This is a genomic window from Mesorhizobium sp. B1-1-1, assembly GCF_006442955.1.
Classification (GTDB): domain Bacteria; phylum Pseudomonadota; class Alphaproteobacteria; order Rhizobiales; family Rhizobiaceae; genus Mesorhizobium.
Window position 1 is genome coordinate 274,500 of record NZ_VFWW01000006.1, and the last position, 26,023, is coordinate 300,522.

A 26,023-nucleotide genomic window follows, 5' to 3' on the forward strand; every position below is an offset into this window, starting at 1 on the left:
GGGCCGGGCGTTGTCCCGCGCTCAGGCACTCGGCGCGTTCAAAATCCCGTGTCGGGATTCATCGTGCGATGGCTGCGGCCAACGCATCAGCGAGGCACGGCCGGCGTCGGTCAGATCGTATACGCCGCGGTCGACGCGCGCGAACCAGCCATAGACATTGTGCAGCAGGATTTTCGGCGCAAGCGGCGTCAGCGCCTTGAGATCGCGCGGGCGCTTGGGCCCGTCGGCCAATGCCGCGGCGCAGGCGAGGGCGCTTTGGCGGTACGCTGTCATGATGGGATTGCGCGATCCCCCGCCCGCGACAGGATCGCCGCGGCGCCGGCGGTGCTCGTCGACCAGCCGCGAGCGGCGCCGTGGGTTCTTGCGCGGCGCGACGGTGACCGGGCTCAGGAGCACCTCGACCCGGTCGCTCGCCGTCACGCCGAGCAGGCCGAAGCCAAGCCGGCGGCAAAGATTGCGGAACCGGGCGTCGCTCTCGCGTCCCTTGCCCCTGGCCGACATGCGCGCGGCCAGCCACACCTCGTCGCAGGCGGTCGCGCGGTCGACGCCTTGCAGCACCAGTTCGAGATTGAACGCCAGCTTCAACTCGCAAATGACGACGATAGGCGGCTCCCCCTCACGCAGCGCGACGATGTCGCAGCCGCCGATCTCGCCCTTCACGGCAAAGTCCAGGCTTTCGAGAAACCGCTTCACCGGCGCGTAGAGGGAGGTTTCGTTCATAGGCCCAAGGCTTAGCCGATTCGGCACGAAAAGCCTCGGGAGCAGGCCTGCATACCTTTCCGGGGTTCGCCGAACCATCGTGACGCGGCTTGAGCGGCTTCCTCCGGGCTGGGGTGATCCTCGCCAGCCCAGGCCACGAAGCCGTCGGGGCGCACGAGCACGGCGCTCAAGCCAAGCTGATCCCTGGCCTTTCCGGCGACGTAGGTGATCCGGTCGCCCCAGCGGCCTGCAAGCGCTTCAAGCGATGGGCGAGCGTCAAAGTCAAGGAACAGGCCCTTGCCCGGGCTGAGGAGCCCGCCGATTTTGACAGCGGCTCGGCTCCGAATGCGCGGTCTTCCTCGGATGGCGGTTCAATATCTCGGATAAGGCTCGACGCGATGGCATCAGCGGTCGCCAACTCTCGCAGGAACACCGCCAGCGCTTCCTCTTCCAGCAGACGTTTTTTCGGGGGAGCCATGTCGCACTCCATAGTCAACCAGTGGGATGAAAGTGGGGATCGGTAACGCAACCTGCGATTAGCGAAGCCATATCAACACCTTACGGCAATAATCTGGCGGAGGGAGTGGGATTCGAACCCACGGTGAACTTGCGCCCACGCCGGTTTTCAAGACCGGTGCCTTAAACCGCTCGGCCATCCCTCCAGCGACATCTCTTCGCCCAACGTCACTCGATCAGATATTCGAGCCTGGCGGCGAATGAAGAGAGCCATCTCGCTGATGCTCTAGTGTGCCCGGCAAAGATCTGTCAACCGGCATGCGCGGACCGCATGTTTCCCGGCAGCCGACGCCGGGCAGGGTGGCGTCACAATCTTGCCCGGTTCCGGCCACAATCGATTATTAATAGCGTGATAAACAATTCCTGCGCACAAAGGACAGGGGTTCGAGGCGTCGTTGGTCTTAGTCAGGTAAGCTTTGGCTCCTGCGACGTTCAAGCCGCGGCGTTTTTGGTCGAGACTGTAGGGGACATCAGGAAATGCAAACTACGGCGCGCCCGCGTCTACGCCGTGCTTGCGCTTTCGCGCTATTCACCATGTCGGCAGCCTTGCTTGCCGCCTGCGCGTCGCAGCCTGAACCAAAAGGGATGGTCCACAAGAAGACCCGTTCCAAGGAATATTTCGCCGAAACCGAATATGGCGTGAAGGCCAGCCCTCGCGTCGCCTTCATGCGGCGTGGCGGCGGCCGCGACCAGCTCGGAAAACCCTACCAGGTTCGCGGCAAGTGGTACTATCCGAAGGAAGACAAGCACTATGCCAAGGTCGGCCTGGCGTCGTGGTACGGCGATGCCTTTCATGGACGGCTGACCGCCAACGGCGAAGTCTACGACATGAGCCATCTGACGGCGGCGCACCCGACCATGCCTCTGCCGAGCTACGCCCGCGTCACCAATCTCAAGACCGGCAGTTCGGTCATCGTGCGCGTCAATGATCGCGGTCCCTACCACCAGGGCCGCATCATCGATGTCTCGGAACGCGCCGCCCAGATGCTCGACTATGCCAATGTCGGCACGGCCGAGGTGAAGGTGGAATATGTTGGCCGCGCGCCGCTCGACGGCAATGACGACCAGTATCTGATGGCCTCCTACCATCCAGGCAACAGGATACCGGATCCGTCGGACGGCCTGCCGACCGGCGTCATGGTGGCCATGAACGGACCGTCGCCCAGCCTGCCGGTGGGCGCTGCCGCCGTGCCGTTTCCGGGTCAGCTGACGAATTCCGATATGATTCCGCAAGGGCAGGTGCCGGCACAATCGCCGGCCTTGGGTGACCTGGCGCTGCCCGACTTCGGTCCGATCGTGCCGGAGCGTCCGGATATCGGCCTGCCGCCGCAATCGCCGTTTTCGGTGGCCTCGCTCTCCTATGCCGACGAGCGCGTGCGGAGCGCCGATGTCTTTGCCGCACTTGGCGACGACGGCATGTCGCCCGCCGACATCCTGCGCTCATGGAAGAGCGCCAATCCCCAGGCGCCATCGCCGGCCTATGTCGCGGCCGGCACCTTCGATGACGCCACCGAGGCAAAACGCGTGGCGGCCGCGCTCGAGCCCTTCGGCAGGATCGAGATCCAGCGGTCCGAATTCGACGGCAAGGACTGGTATGCGGTGAACCTCTATCCGGACGGCCATGGCGGCGTCGACGATCTGCTGCAGGCGGCCTGGTCGCATGGTGCGCCGGACGCCCTGGCCGTGCGCAACTGATCTATTTTTCCGGCACGGTTGATCCTGCGGAAAAAACCCTGATAGCCTAACCGCGCCAGAACCGGCAAACGGGTCGAGATTTCATGCAGTTGCGCGTCTTTCCGCCTTTGGCCGGATTTCTGGGATTGGCCCTGCTGCTGTTTTGTGTCGCGCCCGCCAGTGCGCAGCTTTTCGAGACCAAGGCAACCCAGGCCTTCATGATCGACGCCGAGACTGGAACGGTGTTGTTTTCCAAGGACGCCGACAAGCCGATACAGCCGGCCTCGATGGCCAAGCTGATGACGATGGAAGTGGTGTTCAACGCCGTCAAGTCTGGACGCCTGACCCTCGACGACACGTTCGTGGTGAGTGAAAACGCCTGGCGCAAGGGCGGCGCCCCTTCGGGAACGTCGACAATGTTTGCCAAGCTCAAATCGGCGGTCCGGGTCGAGGACCTGATCCAGGGCGTGACGGTGCAGGCGGCCAATGACGGCTGCATCGTGCTGGCCGAAGGCTTGGCCGGGTCCGAGGACAATTTCGCCGCGCAGATGACCGAACGCGCCCGCCAGATCGGCCTGGCCAAATCGACTTTCGTCAATTCGACCGGGCTGCCGGCGGACGGCCAGCAGACGAGCGTGCGCGAACTGGCAATGCTGGCTTTGCATCTGTGGCGCGACTATCCGGATCTTTATCGCTACTACGGCCTGAAGGACTTTACCTGGAACAAGATTTCACAGAGGAATCGCAACCCGCTGCTGGCGATGGACATCGGCGCCGACGGCCTGGCGGTCGGCAGCAGTGAGGTGTCCGGTTTCGGCATAGTCGGCTCGGTCAGCCACAATGGCGCGCGGGTGATCGCGGCGATGAGCGGGCTCGCCAGCGACAAGGAACGCGCCGAGGAGGCGCGCAAGCTGCTCGAATGGGGTGCCCGTTCCTTCGAGAAGACGCAAATCTTCGCCAAGGACGAGGTGGTGGGCCAAGCTCAGGTTTTCGGCGGCATTAAGGCCGGCGTGACGCTGAAGGCGAAAGGGCCGATCGCCATCTTCCTGCCGGTAGCCAACCGCGACAAACTGACGGCGAGCATCGTCTATGACGGACCGGTTGCCGCACCTGTGGAGGAGGGGCAGCCGGTAGGCGTGCTGCGGGTCTGGATCGGCGACACACTGAGCCAGGAGACGCCGCTTTTCGCCGCCGAATCGATCGGCATCGGCACGCTGCCGCAACGCGCCCTCGACGCTGTCAAGGAACTGGCCGTCGGCTGGCTCCGCTAAAGCGCGTCGCGCTGAACCGGATTCACGCAATGCGCTTTAGCGTCTTTGTTTTTGCATGTCGTTCTCTCCAGCCGAGATCGCTTTTGAGCGGCATGCGATAACGCCGGCGGCATGGACGTTTCCCCGAACGCGGACTATCTAGAGCGCTAGAATCCATTCAAATAAGGGACAAAGGCCTTTCGATTGGCACGCGGATTTTTCATCACCTTCGAAGGCGGCGAAGGAGCAGGCAAGTCGACGCAGATCGAGCGGCTGGCGGGAAAGATGCGCGCCAAGAAGTACGACGTCCTCGTCACCCGGGAACCGGGCGGCTCGCCGGGCGCGGAAGCGGTCCGGCATGTGCTGCTCTCGGGCGCCGCCGAGCCGTTCGGGCCGAAGATGGAAGCGCTGCTTTTCGCGGCGGCGCGCTCCGACCATGTCGAGCAGGTCATCCGCCCGGCGGTCGAGCGCGGCTCCATTGTCCTATGCGACCGCTTCCTGGATTCCTCGCGCGTCTACCAGGGCGTCACCGGCGGCCTCGACCCGGTGTTCATGGAGACGCTGGAGCAGGTCGCCATCAACGGCATGATGCCCGACATGACGCTGATCTTCGACATCGATCCCACGGAAGGCCTGAGACGCGCAACAGTGCGTCGCGGCGCCGGCGCCGGCCCCGATCGCTTCGAAAAGGAAACGCTTGCCATCCACCAGGCGCGCCGCGAGGCGTTCCTGGCGATCGCCGCGGCCGAGCCGGAGCGCTGCGTTGTGATCGACGCATCCGCCGCTCCCGATGCGGTAGAAAATGTCGTCACCGCCACGGTGTTCGCGGCGCTGGAGGCGAGGGCGCCCATGCGCAACAGACAGACCGCACCCGCATGATCTTCGAACGCATCGCGCCGGAACAGCATGACACGCTGGACGGCGTCCCTGAACCGTCCGAAACGCCACGCCTGGTCGGGCACGGGCAGGCCGCCGCCATGCTCGCCGCCGCCTATCGCGCTGGAAAGCTGCCGCACGCGCTGATCTTCACCGGACCGCTCGGCATCGGCAAGGCGACGCTCGCGTTCCATCTGGCGCATCATCTCCTGAAGCATCCGGCCTTCGAGCAGGCGCCGGAGACGCTCGCCGTTCCCGATCCGGCGTCCTCGCTATTTCGCCAGATCGCCACTGGCGCGCATCCCGGCGTGCTGCACCTGACGCGGCCGCTGAACGACAAGACCAAGAGCTTCAAGACGGTGGTCACCGTCGACGAGATCCGCAAGGTCAATCGCTTCCTGTCGCTGACTTCGCATGACGGCAGCTACCGGGTGGTGATCGTCGACCCGGCCGACGACATGAACACCAATGCAGCCAATGCCTTGCTGAAGAATCTTGAGGAGCCGCCGGCGCGAACGCTGTTCATCCTCATCGTCCATGCGCCGGGCAGCCTGCTGCCGACGATCCGCTCGCGCTGCCAATTGGTGCGGCTGTCGCCGCTCGATACCGACGAGCTGATGGCGGTGCTGGAAACCGCCGAGCCGCCGCCGCCCGGCGATCCGGCCGCGCTGGCAGCGCTGGCCACGCGGGCAGGCGGCAGCGCCCGCAATGCGATCCTCCTGACGCAGTATGGCGGGCTGGAGATCGCCGAAACACTGGACGCCCTGGTGACCGCCGGCAAGAGCAACATCGCCGGCGCCTATCGCCTTGCCGAGGTGGTGGCCGGGCGCGACCAGGCGATCCAGTTCGATATCTTCAACCGCCGGGCGCTCGACCTGTTGTCCGATGCGGCGAGCCGGGCGGCGCTGGCCGGCGATCTCGCACGAGCCAAAACGCTTTCGGACACTTGGCATGAGGCGCTGGACGCTATATCTGAGACCGATACCTACAATCTCGACAAGAAGCAGCACGCCTTGACCATGATCGACCGCCTGAAGTCTGCAATGCGAATGTGATGGTTCCCTCGGGATGGCAATCGCCGCCCCGATGCGATATCCACCGCCACGCCTTCCATTCAGACATTCATGACGGTTCATTCATGTCACGCGATACATACTACGTCACGACCGCGATCTCTTACCCCAATGGCAAGCCGCATATCGGCCATGCCTACGAATTGATCGCCACCGATGCGCTGGCCCGCTTTCAACGGCTCGACGGCAAGCAGGTCTTCTTTCTCACCGGCACCGACGAACACGGCATCAAGATGCTGCAGACGGCGAAGAAGGAAGACATTTCGGCGCGCGAACTGGCCGACCGCAATTCGGCTGAGTTCAAGCGCATGGCGACCGCGCTCAACGCCTCCAACGACGATTTCATCCGCACCACCGAAGAGCGGCACTACGCGGCCTCTCAGGCGATCTGGAAGGCGATGGCTGCCAATGGAGACATCTACAAGGGCGGCTATGCCGGCTGGTACTCGGTGCGTGACGAAGCTTATTACGGCGAGGAGGAAACCGAGGTTCGTCCCGACAATATCCGCTATGGCCCGCAAGGAACGCCGGTCGAATGGGTCGAGGAGGAAAGCTATTTCTTCCGGCTTTCGGCCTATCAGGACAAACTGCTGGCGCTCTATGAGGGCCAGCCGGATTTCATCGGCCCGGCCGAGCGGCGCAACGAAGTGATGAGCTTCGTCAGATCGGGACTGAAAGACCTGTCGATCTCGCGCACGACGTTCGACTGGGGCGTGCCGGTGCCCGGCGACGAAAAGCACGTGATGTATGTCTGGGTCGACGCGCTGACAAACTACATTACCGGCGTCGGCTATCCCGATGAAAAAGCAGATGATTGGAAATTCTGGCCGGCCGATGCGCACATCATCGGCAAGGACATCGTGCGTTTTCACGCCGTCTACTGGCCGGCCTTCCTGATGTCGGCAGGCATTCCGCTGCCGAAGCGCGTCTTTGGCCACGGCTTCCTGTTCAACCGCGGCGAGAAGATGTCGAAATCGGTCGGCAACGTCATCGACCCCTTCACCATGGTAGAGCACTACGGGCTCGACCAGGTGCGCTATTTCTTCCTGCGCGAGGTGCCGTTCGGCCAGGACGGCAGCTACAGCCACGAAGCGATCGTCAACCGCACCAATGCCGACCTCGCCAACGGCATCGGCAATCTGGCGCAGCGCTCGCTGTCGATGATCGCCAAGAACTGCGGCGGCGTGGTGCCGACGCGCGGCGAGCTGACGGATGCCGACAAGGCAATCCTCGATCAGGCGGCGGCCGCTCTTGCCGCCGCGCGCAAGGCAATGGCCGAGCAGGGCATCCATCTGGCGCTGGCGTCGATCTTCGGCGCGGTGGCCGAAGCCGACCGGTATTTCGCCGGACAAGAACCCTGGGCACTGAAGAAGACCAACCCCGAGCGCATGCAAACGGTGCTGTGGACAACGGCCGAGGTGGTCCGGCGCGTGGCGATTCTGTGCCAACCCTTTATTCCAGGATCGGCCGCGAAGCTGCTTGACCTGCTGGCGGTGCCGGCAGACGAGCGCAATTTCGTGCATCTCCACGCCGATCATGCGCTTGTGCCGGGCAGAGCGTTGCCAGTACCAGAAGGCGTGTTTCCGCGTTATGTCGATCAGCCGGAAGCGAACGGCTGATGCTCGTCGACAGCCACTGCCATCTGGATTTTCCGGACTTCGCCGAGGAACGGGCGGCCGTCGTCGCCCGTGCCCTGGCCGCCGGGATCGGCCGCATGGTAACCATTTCGACGCGCGTGAAGCGATTTCAGCAAATACTTGAAATCGCAGATGCTTTCGACGAAGTGTACTGCTCCGTCGGAACCCATCCGCACAATGCCGCCGAAGAGCTTGACGTGACGACGGCGGATCTCGTGCGCCTGTCCGCTCATCCAAAGGCGGTGGCGATCGGCGAGGCCGGGCTCGACTATTTCTATGACAAGGCGCCCCGCGATGCGCAGGCGCAGGGTTTGCGCAACCACATCGCCGCTGCTCGCGAGACGGGCCTGCCGCTGGTCATCCATTCGCGCGACGCCGACGACGACATGGCTCATATTCTTGAGGAAGAAACGGGGAAGGGCGCCTTCCCATTCGTCCTGCACTGTTTTTCGTCGGGACGCAGGCTGGCCGAGGTCGGCGTCTCGCTGGGCGGCTATGTTTCGTTTTCCGGCATCCTGACCTTCAAGAATTCGGCCGAAATACGCGCCATAGCCGCCGACCTGCCGCACGACCGGCTGCTGGTGGAGACCGATGCGCCATATCTCGCGCCGATCCCATTTCGCGGCAAGCGCAATGAACCCGCCTATGTCGCGCACACGGCCAGGGTTCTGGCCGAGACGATCGGCGTCAGCGAAGGTGAAATCGCAGCTTTGACGACCGATAATTTCTTCCGGCTGTTCGGCAAGATGCCGCGCCCCGCCGAGCAAAGCGCCTGAACGATGACAGACCGGCTGCGCCTCACCATTCTCGGCTGCGGCTCGTCACCGGGCACGCCGCGCATCACCGGCGACTGGGGCAATTGCGATCCGCAAAATCCGAAAAATCGGCGCATGCGCACGGCAGCCCTTGTGGAGCGGATTGCCGAGAGCGGCGCCCGCACCACCGTCGTCATCGACACAGGACCGGATTTCCGCCAGCAGATGCTGATGGCCTCGGTCAAGCGCATCGATGCCGTCGTCTACACCCATCCACATGCCGACCACATCCACGGCATCGACGACCTGCGCGGCTTCGTGCTCGACCAGCGGCAGCGGATCGATATCCATGCCGACCAGCCAACGATGCTGCGGCTGCGCCAGGCCTTCGGCTACTGTTTCGAGACGCCGCCAGGCAGTTCCTATCCGCCGATCGTCGACGCCCATATCATCGATCACGCAAAGCCCGTCGTGATCGAAGGCGAGGGCGGTGCCCTCACCCTCGAGCCGCTGCCGCAGGTCCATGGCGACATCATATCGCTCGGCTTCCGCATCGGCGGACTAGCCTATTGCCCCGACATCAGCGATTTTCCGGCTGCCACCGCCGAACGGCTGCGTAATCTCGATGTCCTGATCATCGACGCGCTGCAGTACAGGACGCACCCGAGCCATCTGTCGCTTGGCCAGGCGCTTGAGTGGATCGAGCGGCTGGCCCCGAAACAGGCTGTGCTGACCCATATGCATGGGCCGCTGGACTACGCTACCGTGATGGCTGAGACTCCGGCAAATGTCGAGCCGGCATTTGATGGCATGGCGCTTGAAATTCCTTATAGATCAGTCAGATAGAATATTCTCTTCATAGCCGGTGGCATTGATCGCCTGGCCATGAGCCGCGATTACAGGTCCGATGTCGAGATCTTGCACTTGGGATCGCCACACGGCCGCCGCCAGTTCGCTGTCGCTTCAAGATTGCAAAATGCCAAAAGAGGATTGCATTGTCAGGCCGGCGGATGCTCGTCGATCTGGATTGCAGGCCTGACAGGCAGTCTATGTGATGGCTTCCTAAGATATACATTGAGAGCAAGAGGCGCTAACCTTTGCCCGTTAGTTGGAAAGGAGAGGCCCGATGATTCGCAAACTCGTACTTACAGTGACGCTTCTTGCTCCTATCGCTGCCACAGCGCAGGAATTGCCAACCGCCCCTTACTTGCCGCTTGAACGGGCAACCAAGGCAGCACAAGCCGCGCTGGAGGCCTGCGCTGCCGAAGGCAGCAATGTCAGCGTCGCCATCGTGGCGCGGAGCGGCGCGACGCAAGTGCTGCTCAAGGCCGACAATTCCGGCGCACACACCGCATCCAGCGCCGAAGGCAAGGCCTTCACCGCGGCAGCTTTGGGTCGCGACACTGCGGGGCTCGCCGAATTCATAGCCTCCAAGCCGGCAAATGACGGCATGCGTGACATGGATCGTCGCATGGTGATCCAGGCTGGCGGCTTGCCGGTCAAGTTCGGCGATGCCTTGGTGGCCGGCATTGGCGTCGGCGGTGCTCCTTCGGGCGATATCGACGCCAAATGCGCCGCCGCCGGGCTCAAGGCGATCGGCGCCGCCGAGTAGACCTGCCTAGACCTGCCTAAGATGCCAACGCAGCCCGTCCAAGGCGGGCTGCTCTGTTGAACGGGGTTCAGTCTGTGAACCCTGTCTCCACACCGGAACCGGCGGACGTAAGATCGCATTCGACCGGCAACCGACGGCCGATCCTGAGACCCGAGCTGGAAGCTTAGTTCCATAATCTATCTTATGCGACTTTCGGCAAGGTAGGAATGTCGCTCCTGCTTGTGCGCAGCCAATCTCCCCACCTCAACTCTCCTGACACGGTTTTTGGTGCCCGTTCTGCTAAACTGGTGAATTGGAATGAACGCTTTGCAGATCACGGGCCACATGGCAGCCGCTTCGTCGCCGCCCGCGAGGGCATCGAAGCTGCAGCAATGGCTGTCGTCGGCTACCTGCGTAGCCGCTCTCTGTGTTCGTCAAGAATGCGCTCAATGGTCCGGACTCGGTCCTGCCGACGGTTGAGACCTCTGCGTGCTTTGCCGCGAGCGTGCCGCTCATAGATTTCCCGGCTCGCCTGGAGCTGCTCGATATACACCTTATCGGGCTTCCCATTCTCAAGGCGGTCGAACACCCAGCAGAACGGCGCCGGGAGCTGGCCTTCGCGATAGCGCGGGCTTGCCGAGGCCTGATCTTCGTCGAGGATTTCCTGCAGCACGACCTGATCCCAGACTTCCGGGTTTTCATCGCTGCGCTTCTTCCACAAGGCGAGGATCTCGCGAGCAGCCGGCGTATCGTTGATGAGGATGGTTCCAGCCATCAGCCGGCCACTTTCGCGATAGACCGCGATGTCGCAATCAAAACCGGCGAGCTCCGGCCAGGGATCATGATGGAAGACCGTGTCGACGTCCACATACAGCAGCGGTCCCTGAAGCCTCCTACGCATATTGACAAGGAATGTCGGCTTCAGGCTCGCGTTGCGCACCCAGGATCCAGCGTCGGCGAATGGCCGGGCTTGGACAGAAAGGCCAAGACGCCACGCTGACGCGGTCATGCGAGCGGCTTCTGTCTCATAGAAGGAGTTGATCGTAAAGAACGCCACGATTTCACCGGCCTTGTCCGGGTTGCCGGACGGAGGTGGGTTTATCGGGAAGGGAGCGAGCATTTCCCGGTGCCTGTGTTTGGTGGCCCGGAACAAATCAAGAATGTGGGTGAGCAAGGCGAAGCCTTATTAGGATATGAATATTTAGACGCCAAGCATATAGCAATAAGTCCGAATAGCCTCGCAATGCGATAAAGTCATCGGTAGCGGCGCAGAAAACATTGGGCCACAACCATTTTGTTGACGAGGGGCGCCAGCTGGGCCGAGGCCGCGGTCTGGAACTCCTGTCCTTGCGCTCAACCAGATCATTTCGCCGGCCATGATGCAGCCGTAAGAATCCACCTGGTCGATGACCTCGGCGAGTTCGTGCTTTGGATCTGGCGACGCGCTGCTGGTTTGCCCCCGGCTTCTCGAGGCAACCTCCCTACCCCAGAACTTTCAATGAGCTCCGCTCGCTCTGGTTGCAGCATTCGGCCTACCGTTCCCAAAAAGGCTTTGCCAGCTCCGCCTCGACCTGTTGTCTCGTCAATCCGATGTCATCGATCAGATGGGGATTGTCCTTCGACATTCGCTCAAGCTCCCAGCGAAAGCGTATCCGCTCGCGCCAGGTCCGATCGTGCCAGGCCGCGACAATGCTTCGCAGGGTCGCCAAGTGCCGACGCGACGCTTCCGCCAGCACTACAGGCATTCTCGGCCGCACCGTCGGACACCGCGTCGATGCAAGGGTATCGTTCATGGCAACCTCCTATGGTTTGAGGGTGGGTCCTCGACTTGGGACCTCGACCTGAAAGAGGTTGAATTGTGCCGGATGCGAACAGTGCCGTAATTAAGCTCTCCCAAATAGTTCTCAAAATTTCCAAACGGGCTATAGATGCGCCTTATGCAGGGATCGCGCTTTGCCTTCGGTCCGTTCGTGCTTGATCCGGATGCGGGAACGCTGCTTCGGAACGATGATCCTGTTGCCGTCGGCTACCGCGGGCTGAAGCTGTTGGCGGCGCTCGTCGGGCGGCCTGGCGAAATCCTCGACAAGGCCAAGCTGATGGATGCGGCGTGGCCGGGTACGGCCGTCGAGGAAGGCAATCTCACCGTCCAGATCGCGCAGCTGCGCAAGCTGCTTGGTCCGTCCGCCGACGGCGGTGAATGGATCACCACTGTTCCGCGCGTCGGCTACCGCTTCAGGGGGATCGTCGAACCCCTCGATGGCGCGAACCGAAAAGCTTTGCCGCTGCCCGACAAACCGTCGATAGCCGTGCTCCCCTTCGTCAATCTCAGCAACGACCCCGAACAAGAGCCTTTCGCCGACGGATTGACCGAAGACCTGATCACCGACCTGTCCAGGGCCTCGGGCTTGTTCGTCATCGCGCGCAATTCGACCTTCGCCTACAAGGGAAAGGCGGCGGACGTGCGCGAGATCGCCCGGGAGCTTGGCGTGCGCTACCTCCTGGAGGGCAGCGCAAGACGTGCCGCGGGGCGCGTGCGCATCAACGCCCAGCTGGTCGACGCGGCGAGCGGCGACCACCTGTGGGCGGAACGCTTCGATCGCCGGCTGGACGATATCTTTGCCGTTCAGGACGAGGTGACGGCCAAGATCGTGGAGGCGCTGCTTGGCCGGCTGCGCGCGCCGCCGCCGCGCAATCGACCCAAGAATCTCGAGGCCTACGATCTGTGCGTGCGGGCGCGCAAGCTAATCGACGATTCGCCGCAGACGGCGCGGGAGGCGCATCTGATGCTGACGCGCGCGGTCGCGCTCGATCCCGACTATGCCGAAGCCTATCGCTGGCTTGCCATGAACCACTGGATGGGATGGGTGCATTGGGGCGAACCGGTGGAACCCAACCGCCACATTGCCCTGGAGCTGGCGCGCAAGGCGGTGGCGATCGATCCCAACGACGCCGGCTGCCGATGGGTGCTCGGCAACCTGCTTGCCTATGAACGCAACTTCGCCGAGGCGGATGCCGAGTTCGCCAGAACGTTCGAGCTCGACCCCAACGAGGCCGATGCCTGGGCGACTTTGTCTGACATCTCCGTGCTGGCCGGGCGGGTCGAGGAAGGACTCGAACAGATCCGCAAGGCGTTCCGGCTCAACCCGTTTCCGGCAAGCTGGTACTATCTGACGCTCGGCGCGGCGCAATATGCGGCGCGCGACTACGAAGCCGCCGTCAAGACACTGCGCCGGGACGAGACTTACCGCACCAGCTCACGCCGCTTCCTGGCGGCCAGCCTCGCGCAGCTCGGCCGGCTCGACGAGGCGCACGCGGAAGTCGAACTGTTCCTCGTCGGCAATCCGCATTTCACCACCAGCCATTGGGTCTGGACGGAGCCCTTCCGCGATCCGGCGATGCTCGACCATTTCGTCGATGGCTTCCGCAAGGCCGGCCTTCCGGATTGAAGCGCCGCCGGTCCCCTGACCACGCCGCCTTCCCGCCGTTTGTGCCGTCTACTCCTCGAAGCGGCCCGTGGCGTCACGATCGCGCTCATATCGTCTCGTGAGCGGAAACGGCGGCAACCAGGACTCGCGACGAACGATCCAGCTTTCGTACGTTGGCGTCATTTGGTCAGGGGCATCCAGGGATCCCAGGTTCACTTCGATTTCGTCGGCGGTGCGGCCGAAAACGGTCGAGCCGCAGCGGGGACAGAAAAAACGCCCGGCGTAGTCACGGGTTTCGCCATCGATCGTCACCGCATCCTGAGGGAAAATCGCGGAAGCATGAAAAAGCGCCCCGTGATGCTTGCGGCAGTCAAGACAGTGACAAAGGCCCACCCGGTATGGGCGTCCAGTCGCCACAATTTGGACGTTGCCGCACAGGCAACCGCCGGTGAATCGGTCCATGCTGCATTCCTCCAAATCAAGCGAGCTGGATGTTTACGAACAACTCCACCATCCATGAACGCGACGCCAGCCTTTCAGCTAATGCGTCTGCGGTTGAAGTTCGATCCGATAGCCGAGCACGCGCCTTCCGGCCGGCTCGATCACCATCACTCCTGGCTTGTCGGCGAATTCGCCATCGAAATCCACCGGGCTGGCGAGGCCGTGCCAGGGTTCGATGCAGAGGAATGGCGCGCCGCCCGGCTTTGACCAGACGCCCAATTCCCGAAATCCGTTCCACTGCATCTCGATCGCCAGACCGCGATCGGCACCGTAACGCACAGCGGTGCTGGAAGGCTGGTCCAGGATCAAGGCATCCTCGTCAAACAGCCGATCCGACAAAGCGAGAATGTTGCCCTCGATGGGCGTCGGCTGCCTTGCCGCCAGCAGTAACCCGTCCTTGAGACGGCGGATCGGCGCATGCTCGGGCTTTGCAAAGGTCAGGCGGTAGGCCTCCTTGGGCAGGTCCGGCAGCAGCGGCCAGTTGAATGCCGGGTGCGCCCCGATCGACGCCGGTAGCGGCTCGTCGCCGGTGTTGGTGATCTCGAACGTGACGCCAAGCTGCCGGCCGTCGAGAGTGTAGGTTACCGCCAGACGGAAGGCGAAAGGGGTAGTGCGTTCGGGTCTCCGCGTCGTCGGTGAGCACCAGCATGCAGGACCGAGAACCCCTCTCCGCCCAGGCGAACGGCTTATCGCGGGCGAAGCCGTGCTGCGTCATCGGATAGGTCTGGCCGCGATGGCGCAGTTGGTCGCCCTTCAGCCGGCCGACGATCGGAAACAACACCGGGGAATGACGGCGCCAGGCTGGTCCGGCCTGCCACACAAGCTCCAGCCCATCCGCATCCCGCAGCGAGACCAGTTCGGCCCCCTGCCCGACTATAACGGCCGAGATGTCGTCGCCATGAAGTGTCTGGCTGTCCTGTGCCATATGTTCTCGCGGTTTGTCTTTGCTTGGCCGGCAGGCTAGCAAATGGCCAGGCGTGAACTCAAGGCGGCGGTTTGCATTGCGTTTCACACAGTCACGATGAACGTGCGATGGCACAAGCGGGCAAGGCGCCGTCTCAAATGAAGAGTGGCCGGAGATTTCCCTCCGGCCACGGCAAGATGCAAGGTGTTGCCTGCTACAGTTCGGACTATTCCCGCTCGCCGGTGAAGTTCAGCAACAGCTGGAAGATGTTGACGAAGTTGAGGTAGAGCGAGAAGGCGCCGAAAACGGCCAGCTTCTGCCGCGACTCCGCGTCGAAGTTCTCCGCATACTGTTCCTTGATCGACTGCGTGTCCCAGGCAGTCAGGCCGATGAACACGGCGATGCCGATCACCGAGATGGCGAACTGCAAAGCGGTCGAGCCGAGAAAGATGTTGACGATGCTGGCAATCACCACGCCGATCAGGCCCATGATCAGAAAGGACGAGAACTGGGTCAGGTCACGCCGGGTCGTGTAGCCGTAGAGGCTGGTGGCGCCGAACATGGTGGCGGCGATGAAGAAGGTGCGTGCGATGCTGGTTCCGGTGAAAACCAGGAAGACCGAGGCCAGCGACAGACCCATGACCGCACAGAAGGCCCAGAACATCGCCTGCGCGCTTGCCGCCGACATCGTCTGCATCTTGAACGAGAACAGCAGGACGAAGGCGAGCGGCGCCAGCATCACCACCCATTTCAGCGGGCTGGAAAAGATTGGCACGTAGAGCGCGGGCGTCGACGACACCATGAACGCGATGAGGCCGGTGACCACGAGGCCGAGGCCCATATAGTTGTAGACGCGCAGCATGTGCTGGCGCAGGCCCTCGTCGTAGAGGGCGCCGCTTTGTGCGCCGGTGCCGACGCGGTATCCCAGATTGGGCGTGTTCATTTGCATTCTCCTTTGTGAACGGATCAGTAAAGCGTTCTCGCAAGCGTCTCGGCGGCGCGGTCGAGGTCACGGACCTCGCTTTGCGCAACCACCGCATAAGCGACCTCGCCGATCTGGAAGTAGGCCGAGGAAATGTCGCCCGAGGGCGCGACGGTCGGCTTGACCACGTCGAAGGTTCCCGGCCGTATCGCGAACAGCGACACCAGGCCCATCTCCTTGGTCTCGACCGCCATCTCGACGCTGGGGCCGAAGCGCGATGGATAGACCTGCACGTCGCGGACCTTCCAGTCCTTGGGCAAGGACGGCATGACGATGGCCGTCGCCGCGCGGATTTCGCCGGCATTGTAGTTTGGCGCCTCGGCCTGCGAAGACATGCTTTCGCGCACAAGGGTCGTCCTGTGTGCGCGCACCGCCTCGTCGACATAGGCGGGCGGCTGCGGCGAGGCGACGACCCTGGTCACCGACATCGGCCCGACAATGCCGTTGGCCAGCCAGCCGGCGGCGACGAAAGCGGCCACCGCCGCGGCACGTTGCAAGACGCCGAAGATGCGGCCCCGGGCAAGCCCCCTCTCCAGGCGCCGCGCGGCATCGGTCGTCACCGGCCTCGCCATGCCGCCTGATCCGGCCAGCGCCACGCGCAGTTCGTCCCGCATCCTGAGATCCGACATCACACGCGCGGCCGCTTCCGGCCGGGCGGAGAGGAAGGCCTCGACTTCGATACGGCGCGAGACGTCGAGCTGATCGTCGACATAGGCGTCGAGATCGGCGTCCGTCACGGGATCGATAGCTGCTGTCATGACGGGCCTCCGACAATCCTGAGGTGATTTTTCGCCTTCGTCGGAGCCCCCTCCTCCATCTCGCGAAGCGCGGCGCGCGCCCTGCCAATGCGCGACATCAGCGTTCCAAGTGGCACGCCGCTGGCATCGGCCGCCTGGCTGTAGGAAAGGCCCTCTATGGCGACGAGATGCAGGGCCGAGCGCTGTTCTTCGGGCAGGCTGAAAAAAGCATCGCGCACCTGGCCCAGGCGCACCGAATGCTCCTGCGGCGCCGGCGCGCTGCCGTCCGCAAGGTATCCAGCCTGTTCGAGGCGCGCTGCCTCCGAGCGTCGCGAGCGCATGCGGTCGACGAACGTGTTGTGGACGATGGACAGCAGCCAGGCGCGCAAATTTCCGCCCGAGCGGAAGGTGCCGCGCCGCTCATAGGCGCGCACAAGAGCGTCGTGCACGAGATCCTCGGCATCGGCACCGTCGCGCGTCAGCGAGCGCGCGTAACGCCTGAGCGAACCGAGTTGTCCGACGATATCGAAGCGTGGCATCGACCGTTTCATGCCCTGTTTACGGAACATGTGGGGGTTTTAATCCCGGCCCCGCAGATTTTTTCGCGAAACGCCGCAGATATGCAGCCGCCGAGGTAGCTCGCAGCGATGCCAGGCTATGCGATTCAGGCTGGCGCGAGTTAAAACCGCTGGTGCAAGGGGTTCGATTTGCGTATCACTCCGCCGCGCCAACGGAACCATGCAGATGTTTGAAAACCTTCAGCCGGCTGCCGCCGACAAGATCCTTGCCCTGATCGGCCTCTATCGTGCCGATCCTCGACCCGACAAGGTCGACCTCGGTGTCGGCGTCTACAAGGATCGCGACGGCAAGACGCCGGTCATGCGGGCCGTGCGCGAGGCGGAGAAGCGGCTGCTGCAGGGTCAGGACACCAAGACTTATCTCGGCCTCGCCGGCGACACCGGGTTCAATACCGTGATGGCCAGGCTGGCCTTCGGTGCGGATGCAGACATGACGCGGATCCGTGCTGCGCAGGCGCCGGGCGGATCCGGCGCGCTGCGGCTGGTAGCCGAGCTTTTGAAGCGAACCCGTGCCGATGCGACGGTCTGGTTGTCCGACCCCACCTGGCCGAACCACATGCCAGTGATGCGCGCCGCCGGGCTGCAAATCCGTGAATATCCCTATTTCGACGCGACATCGGGCGCCGTTCGCTTCGACGACATGCTGGCAGCACTGCGCACCGCGAAGGGCGGCGACGTGGTGCTGCTGCATGGCTGCTGCCACAACCCGACCGGCGCCAATCTGGACATCGCGCAGTGGGCCGCTGTCACAGATCTCGTCGTCGAGCGCGGCCTGCTGCCGTTTGTCGACATTGCCTATCAGGGCTTTGGCGATGGCCTCGAGGCCGATGCCGCCGGACTGCGGCTGCTGGCCGAAAAAGTTCCGGAAATGGTCGTCGCGTCCAGCTGCTCGAAGAACTTCGCTGTCTACCGCGACCGTGTCGGCGCGGCGATGATCCTGGCCAGGGACAGCGCGCAGGCCGACGTGGCGCTGGGCCAGATGCTGTCGGCCGCTCGTGCCATGTATTCGATGCCGCCGGACCACGGCGCGGCGGCGGTGCGCATCGTGCTCGAGGACGCGGTCTTGCGCGCGGACTGGGAAGCCGAACTCGAGGAGATGCGCCTGCGCATGCTCAGGCTTCGGGTGCAATTCGCCGAGGCGCTGCGCCAGCAGTCCAATTCCGACCGCTTCGATTTCGTCGCCAGCCATCGCGGCATGTTTTCCCGGCTTGGGCTCACGGAAGCGCAGGTCGAACGGCTGCGTGCGGAATATGGCGTCTACATGGTCGGCGACAGCCGTATCAATGTCGCCGGCCTGCCGGAAGACGGCATGGACAAGCTCGCCAAGGCGATCGTTTCCGTGCTCGACTGACCGGACTTGTTCGGCGCAGCTGTGGACAAGCCCGCTTCGCCTGCCGACAGCATTGGCCGCGCGGCGGACCGCGCGATAGCATCCGCCGCATGAAGCCATCGAAAGACATTTCGCGCCTGATCGAGATCATGGCGGCGCTCCGCGCGCCAAAGACCGGCTGTCCGTGGGATATCGAACAGGATTTCTCGACCATCGCGCCTTACACGATCGAGGAGGCCTATGAGGTGGCCGACGCCATCGCGCGCGGCGATCTCGACGATCTGCGCGACGAACTCGGCGATCTCCTGTTGCAGGTCGTTTACCACGCGCGGATGGCTGAGGAGGCCGGCGAGTTCGCTTTCGGAGATGTGGTCCAGGCCATCACCACGAAGATGATCCGCCGCCATCCGCATGTTTTCGGTGACGAACAGGCCCGCAGTGCCGGCATGGCCAAGGGCATGTGGGAGAAGATCAAGGCACAAGAGAAGGCCGAGAAGCGTAGCGCCCGTCTCGCGCGCGGACTCGACCCGGAAGACAACGGCAAGGGGTTTCTGGACAGCGTGCCGGTCGCCCTGCCCGCACTGACGCGGGCATTGAAGCTTCAGGAGAAGGCCGCCCGCGTCGGTTTCGACTGGAGCGAGGCAGCGCCCATCCTCGACAAGATCGAGGAAGAGATCGGCGAATTGCGCGAGGCGCTGGCCAAAGGCCAAACCGCGGAGATCAAGGATGAATTCGGCGATATGCTGTTTGCCGTCGTGAATCTCGGCCGTCACCTGAAGCTCGATTCGGAAGCAGCGCTCAGCGGCACCAACGAGAAATTCCGTTCGCGCTTCCACTATGTCGAGCAGGCCCTGGAGAAATCCGGCAGCTCGCTGGAAAAGGCTGATCTGGACGAAATGGAAGCGCTCTGGCAGGAAGCAAAAGGCACGAAGTAGAGCTCTTCGTCATCACGCAGCCTCGGGCGGAATAACGCCCAGCGTTTTTCCTGGAATCCCTTCAGCCGTTGTTCTTGCGACGCAATCTGCTTTCGATCTCTTCGCGGGCACCTTGCGTGGCCTTGAGGGAGATGGTGGCGCTGCCGTCGTCATTGTCGGTTCGCGAAACGACATCGCCATTGCGGTAAAGCCAGTCGACAAGGCCGAACTGCGCCGGCCCGATCGTCACCGTCAGATCTTCAAGTTCGCCGGACATGCGTGTCTCGATGATCGCGTTCAGCGCGTCGATGCCTTCGCCCGTGACAGCCGATATGGCGACGGGAGGCGCCTTGGCATCCGTACTCTCGGCAAGCAGCCGTGCGCGATTGCCTTCGTCGAGCAGGTCGACCTTGTTCCAGACCTCGATGACCCGCTTGGTATCGCCGGCGTCGACGCCGAGATCGGCCAGGATGCGCTCGACGTCCTCGGCCTGGGCTGCGGTATCGGGGTCGGAAATGTCGCGCAAATGGATGACGAGATCCGCCTCGACCACCTCTTCAAGCGTGGCGCGGAAAGCCGCGATGAGATGCGTCGGCAGGTCCGAGATGAAGCCGACCGTATCGGAGAGGATGATCGGCGTGCCGTGCGGCAGCCGCACGCGGCGCAGCGTCGGATCGAGCGTGGCGAACAGCATGTCCTGCGCCAGCACCCCTGCCCCGGTCAGCTTGTTGAACAGCGTCGATTTTCCGGCATTGGTGTAGCCGACGATGGCCACCACCGGAAACGGCACCTTCTTGCGTTTGGCACGATGCAGGTCGCGGGTGCGGCGCACCGTCTCCAACTCGTGCTTCAGCTTGACGATCTTGTCCTGCAGGACGCGCCGGTCCGATTCGATCTGGGTTTCGCCGGGGCCGCCGAGGAAGCCGGCACCGCCGCGCTGGCGCTCGAGGTGGGTCCAGCTGCGCACCAGCCGGCCCTTCTGGTAGTTGAGATGGGCAAGCTCGACCTGCAGCGTGCCTTCCTTGGTGCGGGCGCGCTCGCCGAAGATCTCGAGGATCAGCCCGGTGCGGTCCAGCACCTTGGCGTTGAATTCCTTCTCGAGGTTGCGCTGCTGCACCGGCGTCAGCGGATGATCGACGATGACCACCTCCGCGTGCCCTTCCTTAACGATCTCCGCCAACTCCTCGACCTTGCCGCTGCCGAGCAAGGTCGCCGGACGTGGATCGTTGATGGTAACCACGGCCGTGTGGATCAGATCAAGATCGATGGCGCGGGCAAGGCCGACCGCCTCATCATGACGGGCCTCTGCCGAGCGCGTCAACCGCGGACGGCTGGTGTCGTCCTCGCCGCGCGGCTGGCGGGTAAGCACCGGCACGATGACAACTGCCCGGGTCGGACCCTCGGCCTCCGTCCCCGGCTGATGTGCTGATTTTCCGCGAACGCTGCGGTCCGGGTCCTTCTCACGTGCCAATCAGGCGCCCTGGCTTTCCTCGCCATCGAACATCTGAACCGGCTGGCTCGGCATGATCGTGGAAATGGCGTGCTTGTAGACGAGCTGGGAGTGGCCGTCGCGGCGCAGCAGGACGCAGAAATTGTCGAATGAAGTGACGACGCCGGTCAGCTTCACGCCGTTGATGAGAAAGATGGTGAGCGGGTTCTTGCTCTTGCGAACAGAGTTCAGGAACAGGTCCTGAAGGTTTTGCGATCGTTCCGCCATTGTTCTTGTCTTTCGCCGATCCCCTTCGGTTTGCAGGCCAATGCGCCAAATTAACCAGCACATGTCAAGCGCGCAAACACCGTCTTGTCGTCAGTAACGACAAGCAGAACGAGATATATTGATGTTCATTCCACCTGTGCGGTTATCAGGCTGGACTTTTTTCCGCAATGTCAAAAAAGGCTTGCCGCAACGAAAGTGTTATCGAGCCGGGGTGGCCGTTGGCGATCGGGTCGCCGTCTATGGCCACGACCGGCATGGCGATCGTGGTCGCGGAACTGATGAAAGCCTCCCTCGCCGCCTTGGCCTCGGCGACGGAAAAACCGCGTTCCTCTATCTTGAGTCCGAGCTTGGCCGCCACCTCAAACATGGTGGTGCGGGTTATGCCGCGCAGAATACCGTGCTCGGCGGGCCTGGTGACCAGAACGCCGTCCCTGGTGACGATCCAGGCATTCGACGACCCGCCTTCCTTGACGTTGCCGTCCGTATCCACGAACCAGGCTTCCTGCGCGCCAGCTTCCTTCGCCTTCTGCTTGGCCAATACATTGGGCAGCAGGCCGGTGCTCTTGATGTCGACGCGATCCCAGCGATTCTCGGGCACGGTGATGACGGCGATACCGGTCTCGGCCCGCTTGGTCCCAGCAGCGGGATCCATCTTCCTGGCGGTGATCACCAGCGACGGCCTGGTATCAGCCGAGGGGAAGGCGAAGTCGCGGCTGGCGACGCCGCGTGTGACCTGGACGTAAACAAGGCCGTTGACGACATGGTTGCGATTGACCACTTCGCGCATGATGAGCGGCAGGACGCCTGGGGTGACCGGCCAGCCGATCGACAGCTCGCTCAGCGAACGGTTCAGCCGGGCGAGGTGACGCGGCATGTCCACGATGAAGCCGCGCGCCACTTCGCAGACCTCGTAAACGCCGTCGGCGAACTGGTAGCCACGGTCTTCGATATGCACAGCGGCATCGGCATGAGCGGTGTAGCGCCCGTTCACATAGGCAATACGCGGCATTTGTCACCTCGGGGGATCTGCTTCGGCTTGTTTAGGCGATTCCGCCTCAACAGTGATGGATAATCGCGTGGGCCACTGAAGCAACTCCAGAAAGCGTGTAACGATTTTCCGGCCGGAACTGCTTGAGCAAGGTATCGAACCGGGCCGGCAATGCATCAAACGTCGAACCGCTCAAGATATCAGGTCAGACGCCGAGCGACTTCAGCTTGCGGTGCAGCGCGGAACGCTCCATGCCGATGAACTCGGCCGTTTTCGAGATGTTGCCGCCGAACCGGTTGATCTGGGCGATCAGATAGTCCTTCTCGAATTGTTCGCGCGCCTCGCGCAGCGGCAGCGCCATGATGTGCTGGTCCGACTGGTTCGGCGTGCGGGGCATGACATCGCCGATTTCGGACGGCAACAGGTCGGCGGTGATCGGCGCATCGACATTGTCGCCGCGCGCCAGAATCATCAGCCGTTCGACATTGTTGCGCAATTGGCGAACATTGCCTGGCCAATTGTGCGCCTGCAGCACCGCCATGGCGTCATCGCCGATGCGGCGCGGCTTGATTCCGGCCTGACGGGCGATCTGCTTCATGAAATTGTCAACGAGATAAGGAATGTCCTCGCGCCGCTCGGCAAGTCCCGGCACCGTCACCGGTACCACCGCAAGGCGATGGTAAAGATCCTCGCGGAAACGGCCATCGGCGATCATCGCCTCCAGGTTCTGCGACGTCGAGGAGATGATGCGGACATCGACCTTGACCCGTTTGGTGCCGCCGACGCGCTCGAACTGCTGTTCGACCAGCACACGCAGGATCTTGTTCTGCGTCTCGCGCGGCATGTCGGCCACCTCATCGATGTAGAGGATGCCGCGATGGGCTTCCTCCAGGGCGCCGACCTTGCGCTCGACGCCGTTCGATTCGGTGCCGAACAGTTCGATCTCCATGCGTTCGGGCGTGATGTTGGCGGCGCTCAGCGTCACGAAAGGCGCGCTCTTGCGCGCCGACAGCGTGTGGATGGCGCGCGCGGCCAGCTCCTTGCCAGATCCCGAGGGGCCAATGATCATGACGCGGCTGTTGGTCGGCGCGACGCGCTCGATGGTCTGGCGCAACTGGCTCATCGCCGACGACATGCCGATCAGGTCGAAGGTCTCGCCGCTGCGCAGCTTGAGATCGGAAACCTCGCGCCTCAGCTTGGAGGTTTCCAGCGCACGCTCGGCAATCAGAATCAGCCTGTCCGCCTTGAAGGGCTTCTCGATGAAGTCATAAGCGCCGCGTCTGATGGCGGAGACCGCGGTTTCGATGTTGCCATGGCCCGAAATCATCACCACCGGCAGGTTGGGGTGCATGGTCTTGATCTCGTCCAGCAAAGCCAGGCCGTCCAGGCGCGAACCCTGCAACCAGATGTCGAGGAAAATCAGCCGCGGGGCTCGGTCGGCGATGGCCGCCAGCGCGGTGTCGGCATCGGATGCCGTGCGGGTTTCGTGACCTTCGTCGCTCAGTATGCCTGCGACGAGCTCACGGATGTCTTCCTCGTCATCGACGATCAGAATATCAGACGCCATTACCGACCTTTTCAGTTTCTCTTTCGTGTTCCGTCCTGCTTTCGCCGCGCGCTGGCGCCACGGCCGCAGGTGGCAGGATGATGCTGATCATCGCGCCGCGCCCGCCGTGGAAATCCGCAGGCGCATCGTGGAGCTCCAGCCTACCGCCATGGTCCTCCACGATCTTCTTGACGATGGCGAGACCAAGGCCCGTGCCCTTCTCACGCGTGGTCATGTAGGGCTCCAGCAGCCGCTGACGATTCTCCCGCGGCAGGCCTTTGCCATTGTCGATGACATCGATGCGAATCGCGCCATTCTGACGTCCGGCTTGAATCCGGATTATGCCGTGCGAACCGTCCTTCTGTTCCAGCCCGTCGATCGCTTCGGCAGCGTTCTTGATCACGTTGCCGAAAGCCTGCGCCAACAGGCGGCTGTCGAAAGTACCCTTGAGCGGTTCGTTGCCGAATATGCGCTCGAACGTGATGTCGGAACGGCTCACCTCGACCAGGAAGGAGGCCTCGCGCAGGGATTCACGCAGGTCTATGGACTTCATCTCGGGCTTCGGCATGCGCGCGAAAGCGGAGAATTCGTCGACCATGCGACCGATATCCTCGACCTGCCGGATGATCGTGTCAGTGCACTGGTCGAACACCTCGCGGTCCTCGGTGATGACCTTGCCGTAGCGGCGCTTGATGCGCTCGGCTGAAAGCTGGATCGGCGTCAGCGGGTTCTTGATCTCATGGGCGATGCGGCGCGCCACGTCGGCCCAGGCAGAGGAGCGCTGCGCCTGGACCAGATCGGTGATGTCGTCGACCGTCACGACGTAGGATTTCTCCTCCGTGCCGTTATCGCCGGCCTCGATGGTGATCTGCACGTTGAAAGTCCGCTCCGTGCCGGCGCGGAAAAACGTCACCTGCTCGCGATAGACGGGCTTGCCCGATTGGCGGCCGATCTCGAAGACGCGGCCGACATGCGGGAGAATGGCGGAAAGGTTCTGCCCCAGCGCCGCACTGGCCGAAATGGCCAGCATGGACTCGGCCGAGCGGTTCACGATGGTGACGATGCCATAGGGGTCGACGCCGATGACGCCCGCGGTGACACCGGCCAGCACCGCTTCCGAAAAGCGCCGTCGCTCGTCGATCAGATCCTTGGCGGACAGGATCTCGTTGCGCTGCGATTTCAATTCCTGCAGCATCTTGTTGAAGGTATTGCCGAGCGAGGCAACGTCGCCGTCGGACGGCCGCACCGGCACGGCGACGTCAAGATTGCCGGTCGCGACCTCGTCGGCAGCGCCGATGAGCTGACGAATCGGCCGCACCAGCCGGTCGGCCACGGCAATGCCGGTCCAGATTGCCGACAGGATGATAATCAAAGTCAACGACAGATAAGGCAACGCGAAAGCCACCTGCGAAGTGCGCCTGTTGTCTTCGAGATTGCGATATTCGTCGGTGTTCGATCTGACGATCTGGCGCGCCTTTATCACCTCGGGATCGACCAGCCGGATCGTGTAGAGGTAGAGCCCCTCGATCTCACGCAGCTTGACGATGGCGCCCATGATGTTGCGCGTGCGCGGCTCGATCAGAACCGGCTTGCCGTCGGTGGCGCTGGCGACCGCTCCCTCCGGCGGTTCCGGCATGGCGAAGTCGGCATCGGTCTTGGCGCTCATCACGAAGGAGCCGTCGGGCTTGATCAGCGCGGCATGCGCCAGCGAGCGGCCCACCGCCTCCTTGCTCATCAGATCGAGGAAGCCAGTTCGGTCGAGGCCGTAAAGCGTGCGCGACGCGTCGAGGTCATAGGCCATCGACAGCGTCGTGCCCTGCAGGTTGCGCGCGTTTTCCTGCACATAAGCATCGGCGATGGAAAGCGACGAATTGACGATCGTCTTGGTGCGAATCTCAAACCAGCGGTCGAGACCGATATCGAGCGTGATCGACGCAATGATCGCCACCATGATGGCGGGGATGGCGGCGACGAGCGCGAACATGGCCACGATGCGCACATGCAGCCGCGAGGCTGCCTTGCCATGCCGGCGCGCCATGACGATGCGATGCACCTCCCGGCCGATCAGTGCGCTCAGCAACAGGACGAAGACGGCGTTGAGCGCGATCAGCGCCCAGGTTGTCCTGGCGTCGGGCGCAATGGGCGTCGCGCCGACCAGAATAGCGAACGAAATGGCCGCCATCACCAGCGCACCGACGACCGCCACCACGCCGGGCAGCGCCAGCAGCCGGCGCCCGTCACGCGTGCCGGGGTCGTTGAAAAGCGGTTCGTTCGGTGTCGGAGCCTGCGAAGCCATGTCGCCGTCTAGAGCCAGTGATTGCGTCGGATCT

Annotated in this window: 23 protein-coding genes, 1 tRNA gene and 2 pseudogenes; 11 read left to right on the forward strand and 15 right to left on the reverse strand. The window is 63.1% G+C overall.

The features are described 5' to 3' along the window. Positions 1-21: 21 nt before the first annotated feature. From FJ986_RS14475 to FJ986_RS14490, 3 genes and pseudogenes are all read right to left on the reverse strand, one after another. Positions 22-720, reverse strand: a complete 699-nt coding sequence (locus tag FJ986_RS14475) for a DUF2161 family putative PD-(D/E)XK-type phosphodiesterase (RefSeq protein ID WP_140674693.1) — start codon at positions 718-720, stop codon at positions 22-24. An 11-nt stretch (positions 721-731) separates the two neighbouring features. Beyond that, positions 732-1,025: pseudogene (locus FJ986_RS30820) on the reverse strand (hypothetical protein); the annotation flags it as partial. 246 nt (positions 1,026-1,271) lie between these two features. Continuing rightward, positions 1,272-1,361: transfer RNA gene (locus tag FJ986_RS14490), tRNA-Ser, on the reverse strand. Positions 1,362-1,692: 331 nt separating this feature from the next. Here FJ986_RS14490 and FJ986_RS14495 point away from each other — a divergent pair. The 8 genes from FJ986_RS14495 (at position 1,693) to FJ986_RS14530 (ending at position 10,092) form a co-directional block, all read left to right on the forward strand. Further along, complete coding sequence (locus FJ986_RS14495) at positions 1,693-2,910, forward strand: septal ring lytic transglycosylase RlpA family protein (protein ID WP_140625143.1); 1,218 nt, start codon at positions 1,693-1,695, stop codon at positions 2,908-2,910. A gap of 83 nt (positions 2,911-2,993) precedes the next feature. Then, on the forward strand, positions 2,994-4,160 hold the full coding sequence (locus tag FJ986_RS14500) for a D-alanyl-D-alanine carboxypeptidase family protein (RefSeq protein WP_140674699.1): 1,167 nt from the start codon (positions 2,994-2,996) through the stop codon (positions 4,158-4,160). Between the two features lie 183 nt (positions 4,161-4,343). After that, complete coding sequence (gene tmk / locus FJ986_RS14505; protein ID WP_140561191.1) at positions 4,344-5,018, forward strand: dTMP kinase; 675 nt, start codon at positions 4,344-4,346, stop codon at positions 5,016-5,018. Continuing rightward, a complete protein-coding gene (locus FJ986_RS14510) occupies positions 5,015-6,070 on the forward strand; it encodes a DNA polymerase III subunit delta' (RefSeq protein ID WP_140674702.1) in 1,056 nt (351 codons plus the stop codon). The genes tmk and FJ986_RS14510 overlap by 4 nt, the downstream gene beginning before the upstream one ends. An 83-nt stretch (positions 6,071-6,153) precedes the next feature. Continuing rightward, positions 6,154-7,707 (forward strand): methionine--tRNA ligase, encoded by a 1,554-nt coding sequence (gene metG / locus FJ986_RS14515; RefSeq protein WP_140674705.1) that lies wholly within the window; start codon positions 6,154-6,156, stop codon positions 7,705-7,707. Further along, a complete protein-coding gene (locus FJ986_RS14520) occupies positions 7,707-8,501 on the forward strand; it encodes a TatD family hydrolase (protein WP_140674708.1) in 795 nt (264 codons plus the stop codon). Before metG ends, FJ986_RS14520 begins: the two co-directional genes overlap by 1 nt. Positions 8,502-8,504: 3 nt before the next feature. Next, on the forward strand, positions 8,505-9,326 hold the full coding sequence (locus tag FJ986_RS14525) for an MBL fold metallo-hydrolase (RefSeq protein WP_140674711.1): 822 nt from the start codon (positions 8,505-8,507) through the stop codon (positions 9,324-9,326). A gap of 280 nt (positions 9,327-9,606) precedes the next feature. Next, the gene (locus tag FJ986_RS14530) at positions 9,607-10,092 is read left to right on the forward strand and encodes a heme-binding protein (protein WP_140674714.1); all 486 of its coding nucleotides are present in this window, start codon (positions 9,607-9,609) and stop codon (positions 10,090-10,092) included. Between the two features lie 385 nt (positions 10,093-10,477). Here the strand turns inward: FJ986_RS14530 and FJ986_RS14535 are convergent, their stop codons facing one another. Together FJ986_RS14535 and FJ986_RS30825 are read right to left on the reverse strand one after the other, a co-directional pair. After that, a complete protein-coding gene (locus tag FJ986_RS14535) occupies positions 10,478-11,245 on the reverse strand; it encodes a putative nucleotide-diphospho-sugar transferase (RefSeq protein WP_210241336.1) in 768 nt (255 codons plus the stop codon). Positions 11,246-11,603: 358 nt separating this feature from the next. Further along, positions 11,604-11,864 (reverse strand): DUF1127 domain-containing protein, encoded by a 261-nt coding sequence (locus FJ986_RS30825; protein ID WP_246675006.1) that lies wholly within the window; start codon positions 11,862-11,864, stop codon positions 11,604-11,606. Positions 11,865-11,999: 135 nt separating this feature from the next. Between FJ986_RS30825 and FJ986_RS14545 the strand changes: the two genes are divergently transcribed. Then, positions 12,000-13,517: a winged helix-turn-helix domain-containing tetratricopeptide repeat protein gene (locus FJ986_RS14545; protein ID WP_181181887.1), complete on the forward strand. Its 1,518-nt coding sequence runs from the start codon at positions 12,000-12,002 to the stop codon at positions 13,515-13,517. A 48-nt stretch (positions 13,518-13,565) separates the two neighbouring features. Here the strand turns inward: FJ986_RS14545 and FJ986_RS14550 are convergent, their stop codons facing one another. The 5 genes and pseudogenes from FJ986_RS14550 to FJ986_RS14570 all read right to left on the reverse strand — a co-directional run bounded on the left by FJ986_RS14550 (position 13,566) and on the right by FJ986_RS14570 (position 17,159). Next, on the reverse strand, positions 13,566-13,958 hold the full coding sequence (locus tag FJ986_RS14550) for a GFA family protein (protein WP_140674717.1): 393 nt from the start codon (positions 13,956-13,958) through the stop codon (positions 13,566-13,568). Between the two features lie 78 nt (positions 13,959-14,036). Then, positions 14,037-14,922, reverse strand: a pseudogene (locus tag FJ986_RS14555) (aldose 1-epimerase family protein). A 205-nt stretch (positions 14,923-15,127) separates the two neighbouring features. Further along, positions 15,128-15,844: a Bax inhibitor-1/YccA family protein gene (locus FJ986_RS14560; RefSeq protein WP_140525179.1), complete on the reverse strand. Its 717-nt coding sequence runs from the start codon at positions 15,842-15,844 to the stop codon at positions 15,128-15,130. Positions 15,845-15,867: 23 nt separating this feature from the next. Further along, the gene (locus FJ986_RS14565) at positions 15,868-16,641 is read right to left on the reverse strand and encodes an anti-sigma factor (protein ID WP_140674720.1); all 774 of its coding nucleotides are present in this window, start codon (positions 16,639-16,641) and stop codon (positions 15,868-15,870) included. Beyond that, entirely contained in the window at positions 16,638-17,159 is a 522-nt protein-coding gene (locus FJ986_RS14570; protein ID WP_246681801.1) for a sigma-70 family RNA polymerase sigma factor, read from the reverse strand. The genes FJ986_RS14565 and FJ986_RS14570 overlap by 4 nt, the downstream gene beginning before the upstream one ends. A 205-nt stretch (positions 17,160-17,364) precedes the next feature. Here FJ986_RS14570 and FJ986_RS14575 point away from each other — a divergent pair, with 205 nt between their 5' ends. After that, entirely contained in the window at positions 17,365-18,549 is a 1,185-nt protein-coding gene (locus FJ986_RS14575; RefSeq protein ID WP_140674726.1) for an amino acid aminotransferase, read from the forward strand. A gap of 89 nt (positions 18,550-18,638) precedes the next feature. Next, positions 18,639-19,463: a nucleoside triphosphate pyrophosphohydrolase gene (gene mazG, locus FJ986_RS14580; RefSeq protein ID WP_140674729.1), complete on the forward strand. Its 825-nt coding sequence runs from the start codon at positions 18,639-18,641 to the stop codon at positions 19,461-19,463. Positions 19,464-19,524: 61 nt separating this feature from the next. On the opposite strand, the gene hflX is transcribed toward mazG, so the two are convergent. The 5 genes from hflX to FJ986_RS14605 all read right to left on the reverse strand — a co-directional run bounded on the left by hflX (position 19,525) and on the right by FJ986_RS14605 (position 25,989). After that, a complete protein-coding gene (hflX, locus tag FJ986_RS14585) occupies positions 19,525-20,913 on the reverse strand; it encodes a GTPase HflX (protein WP_140674732.1) in 1,389 nt (462 codons plus the stop codon). Then, positions 20,914-21,159, reverse strand: coding sequence for an RNA chaperone Hfq (hfq, locus tag FJ986_RS14590; protein WP_006202172.1), 246 nt, complete (start codon positions 21,157-21,159; stop codon positions 20,914-20,916). Between the two features lie 145 nt (positions 21,160-21,304). After that, a complete protein-coding gene (locus tag FJ986_RS14595) occupies positions 21,305-22,168 on the reverse strand; it encodes a D-amino-acid transaminase (protein ID WP_140525174.1) in 864 nt (287 codons plus the stop codon). A 184-nt stretch (positions 22,169-22,352) separates the two neighbouring features. Continuing rightward, the gene (locus tag FJ986_RS14600) at positions 22,353-23,714 is read right to left on the reverse strand and encodes a sigma-54 dependent transcriptional regulator (protein ID WP_140498569.1); all 1,362 of its coding nucleotides are present in this window, start codon (positions 23,712-23,714) and stop codon (positions 22,353-22,355) included. After that, complete coding sequence (locus tag FJ986_RS14605) at positions 23,704-25,989, reverse strand: PAS domain-containing sensor histidine kinase (protein ID WP_181181888.1); 2,286 nt, start codon at positions 25,987-25,989, stop codon at positions 23,704-23,706. The genes FJ986_RS14600 and FJ986_RS14605 overlap by 11 nt, the downstream gene beginning before the upstream one ends. Between the last annotated feature and the right edge of the window lie 34 nt (positions 25,990-26,023).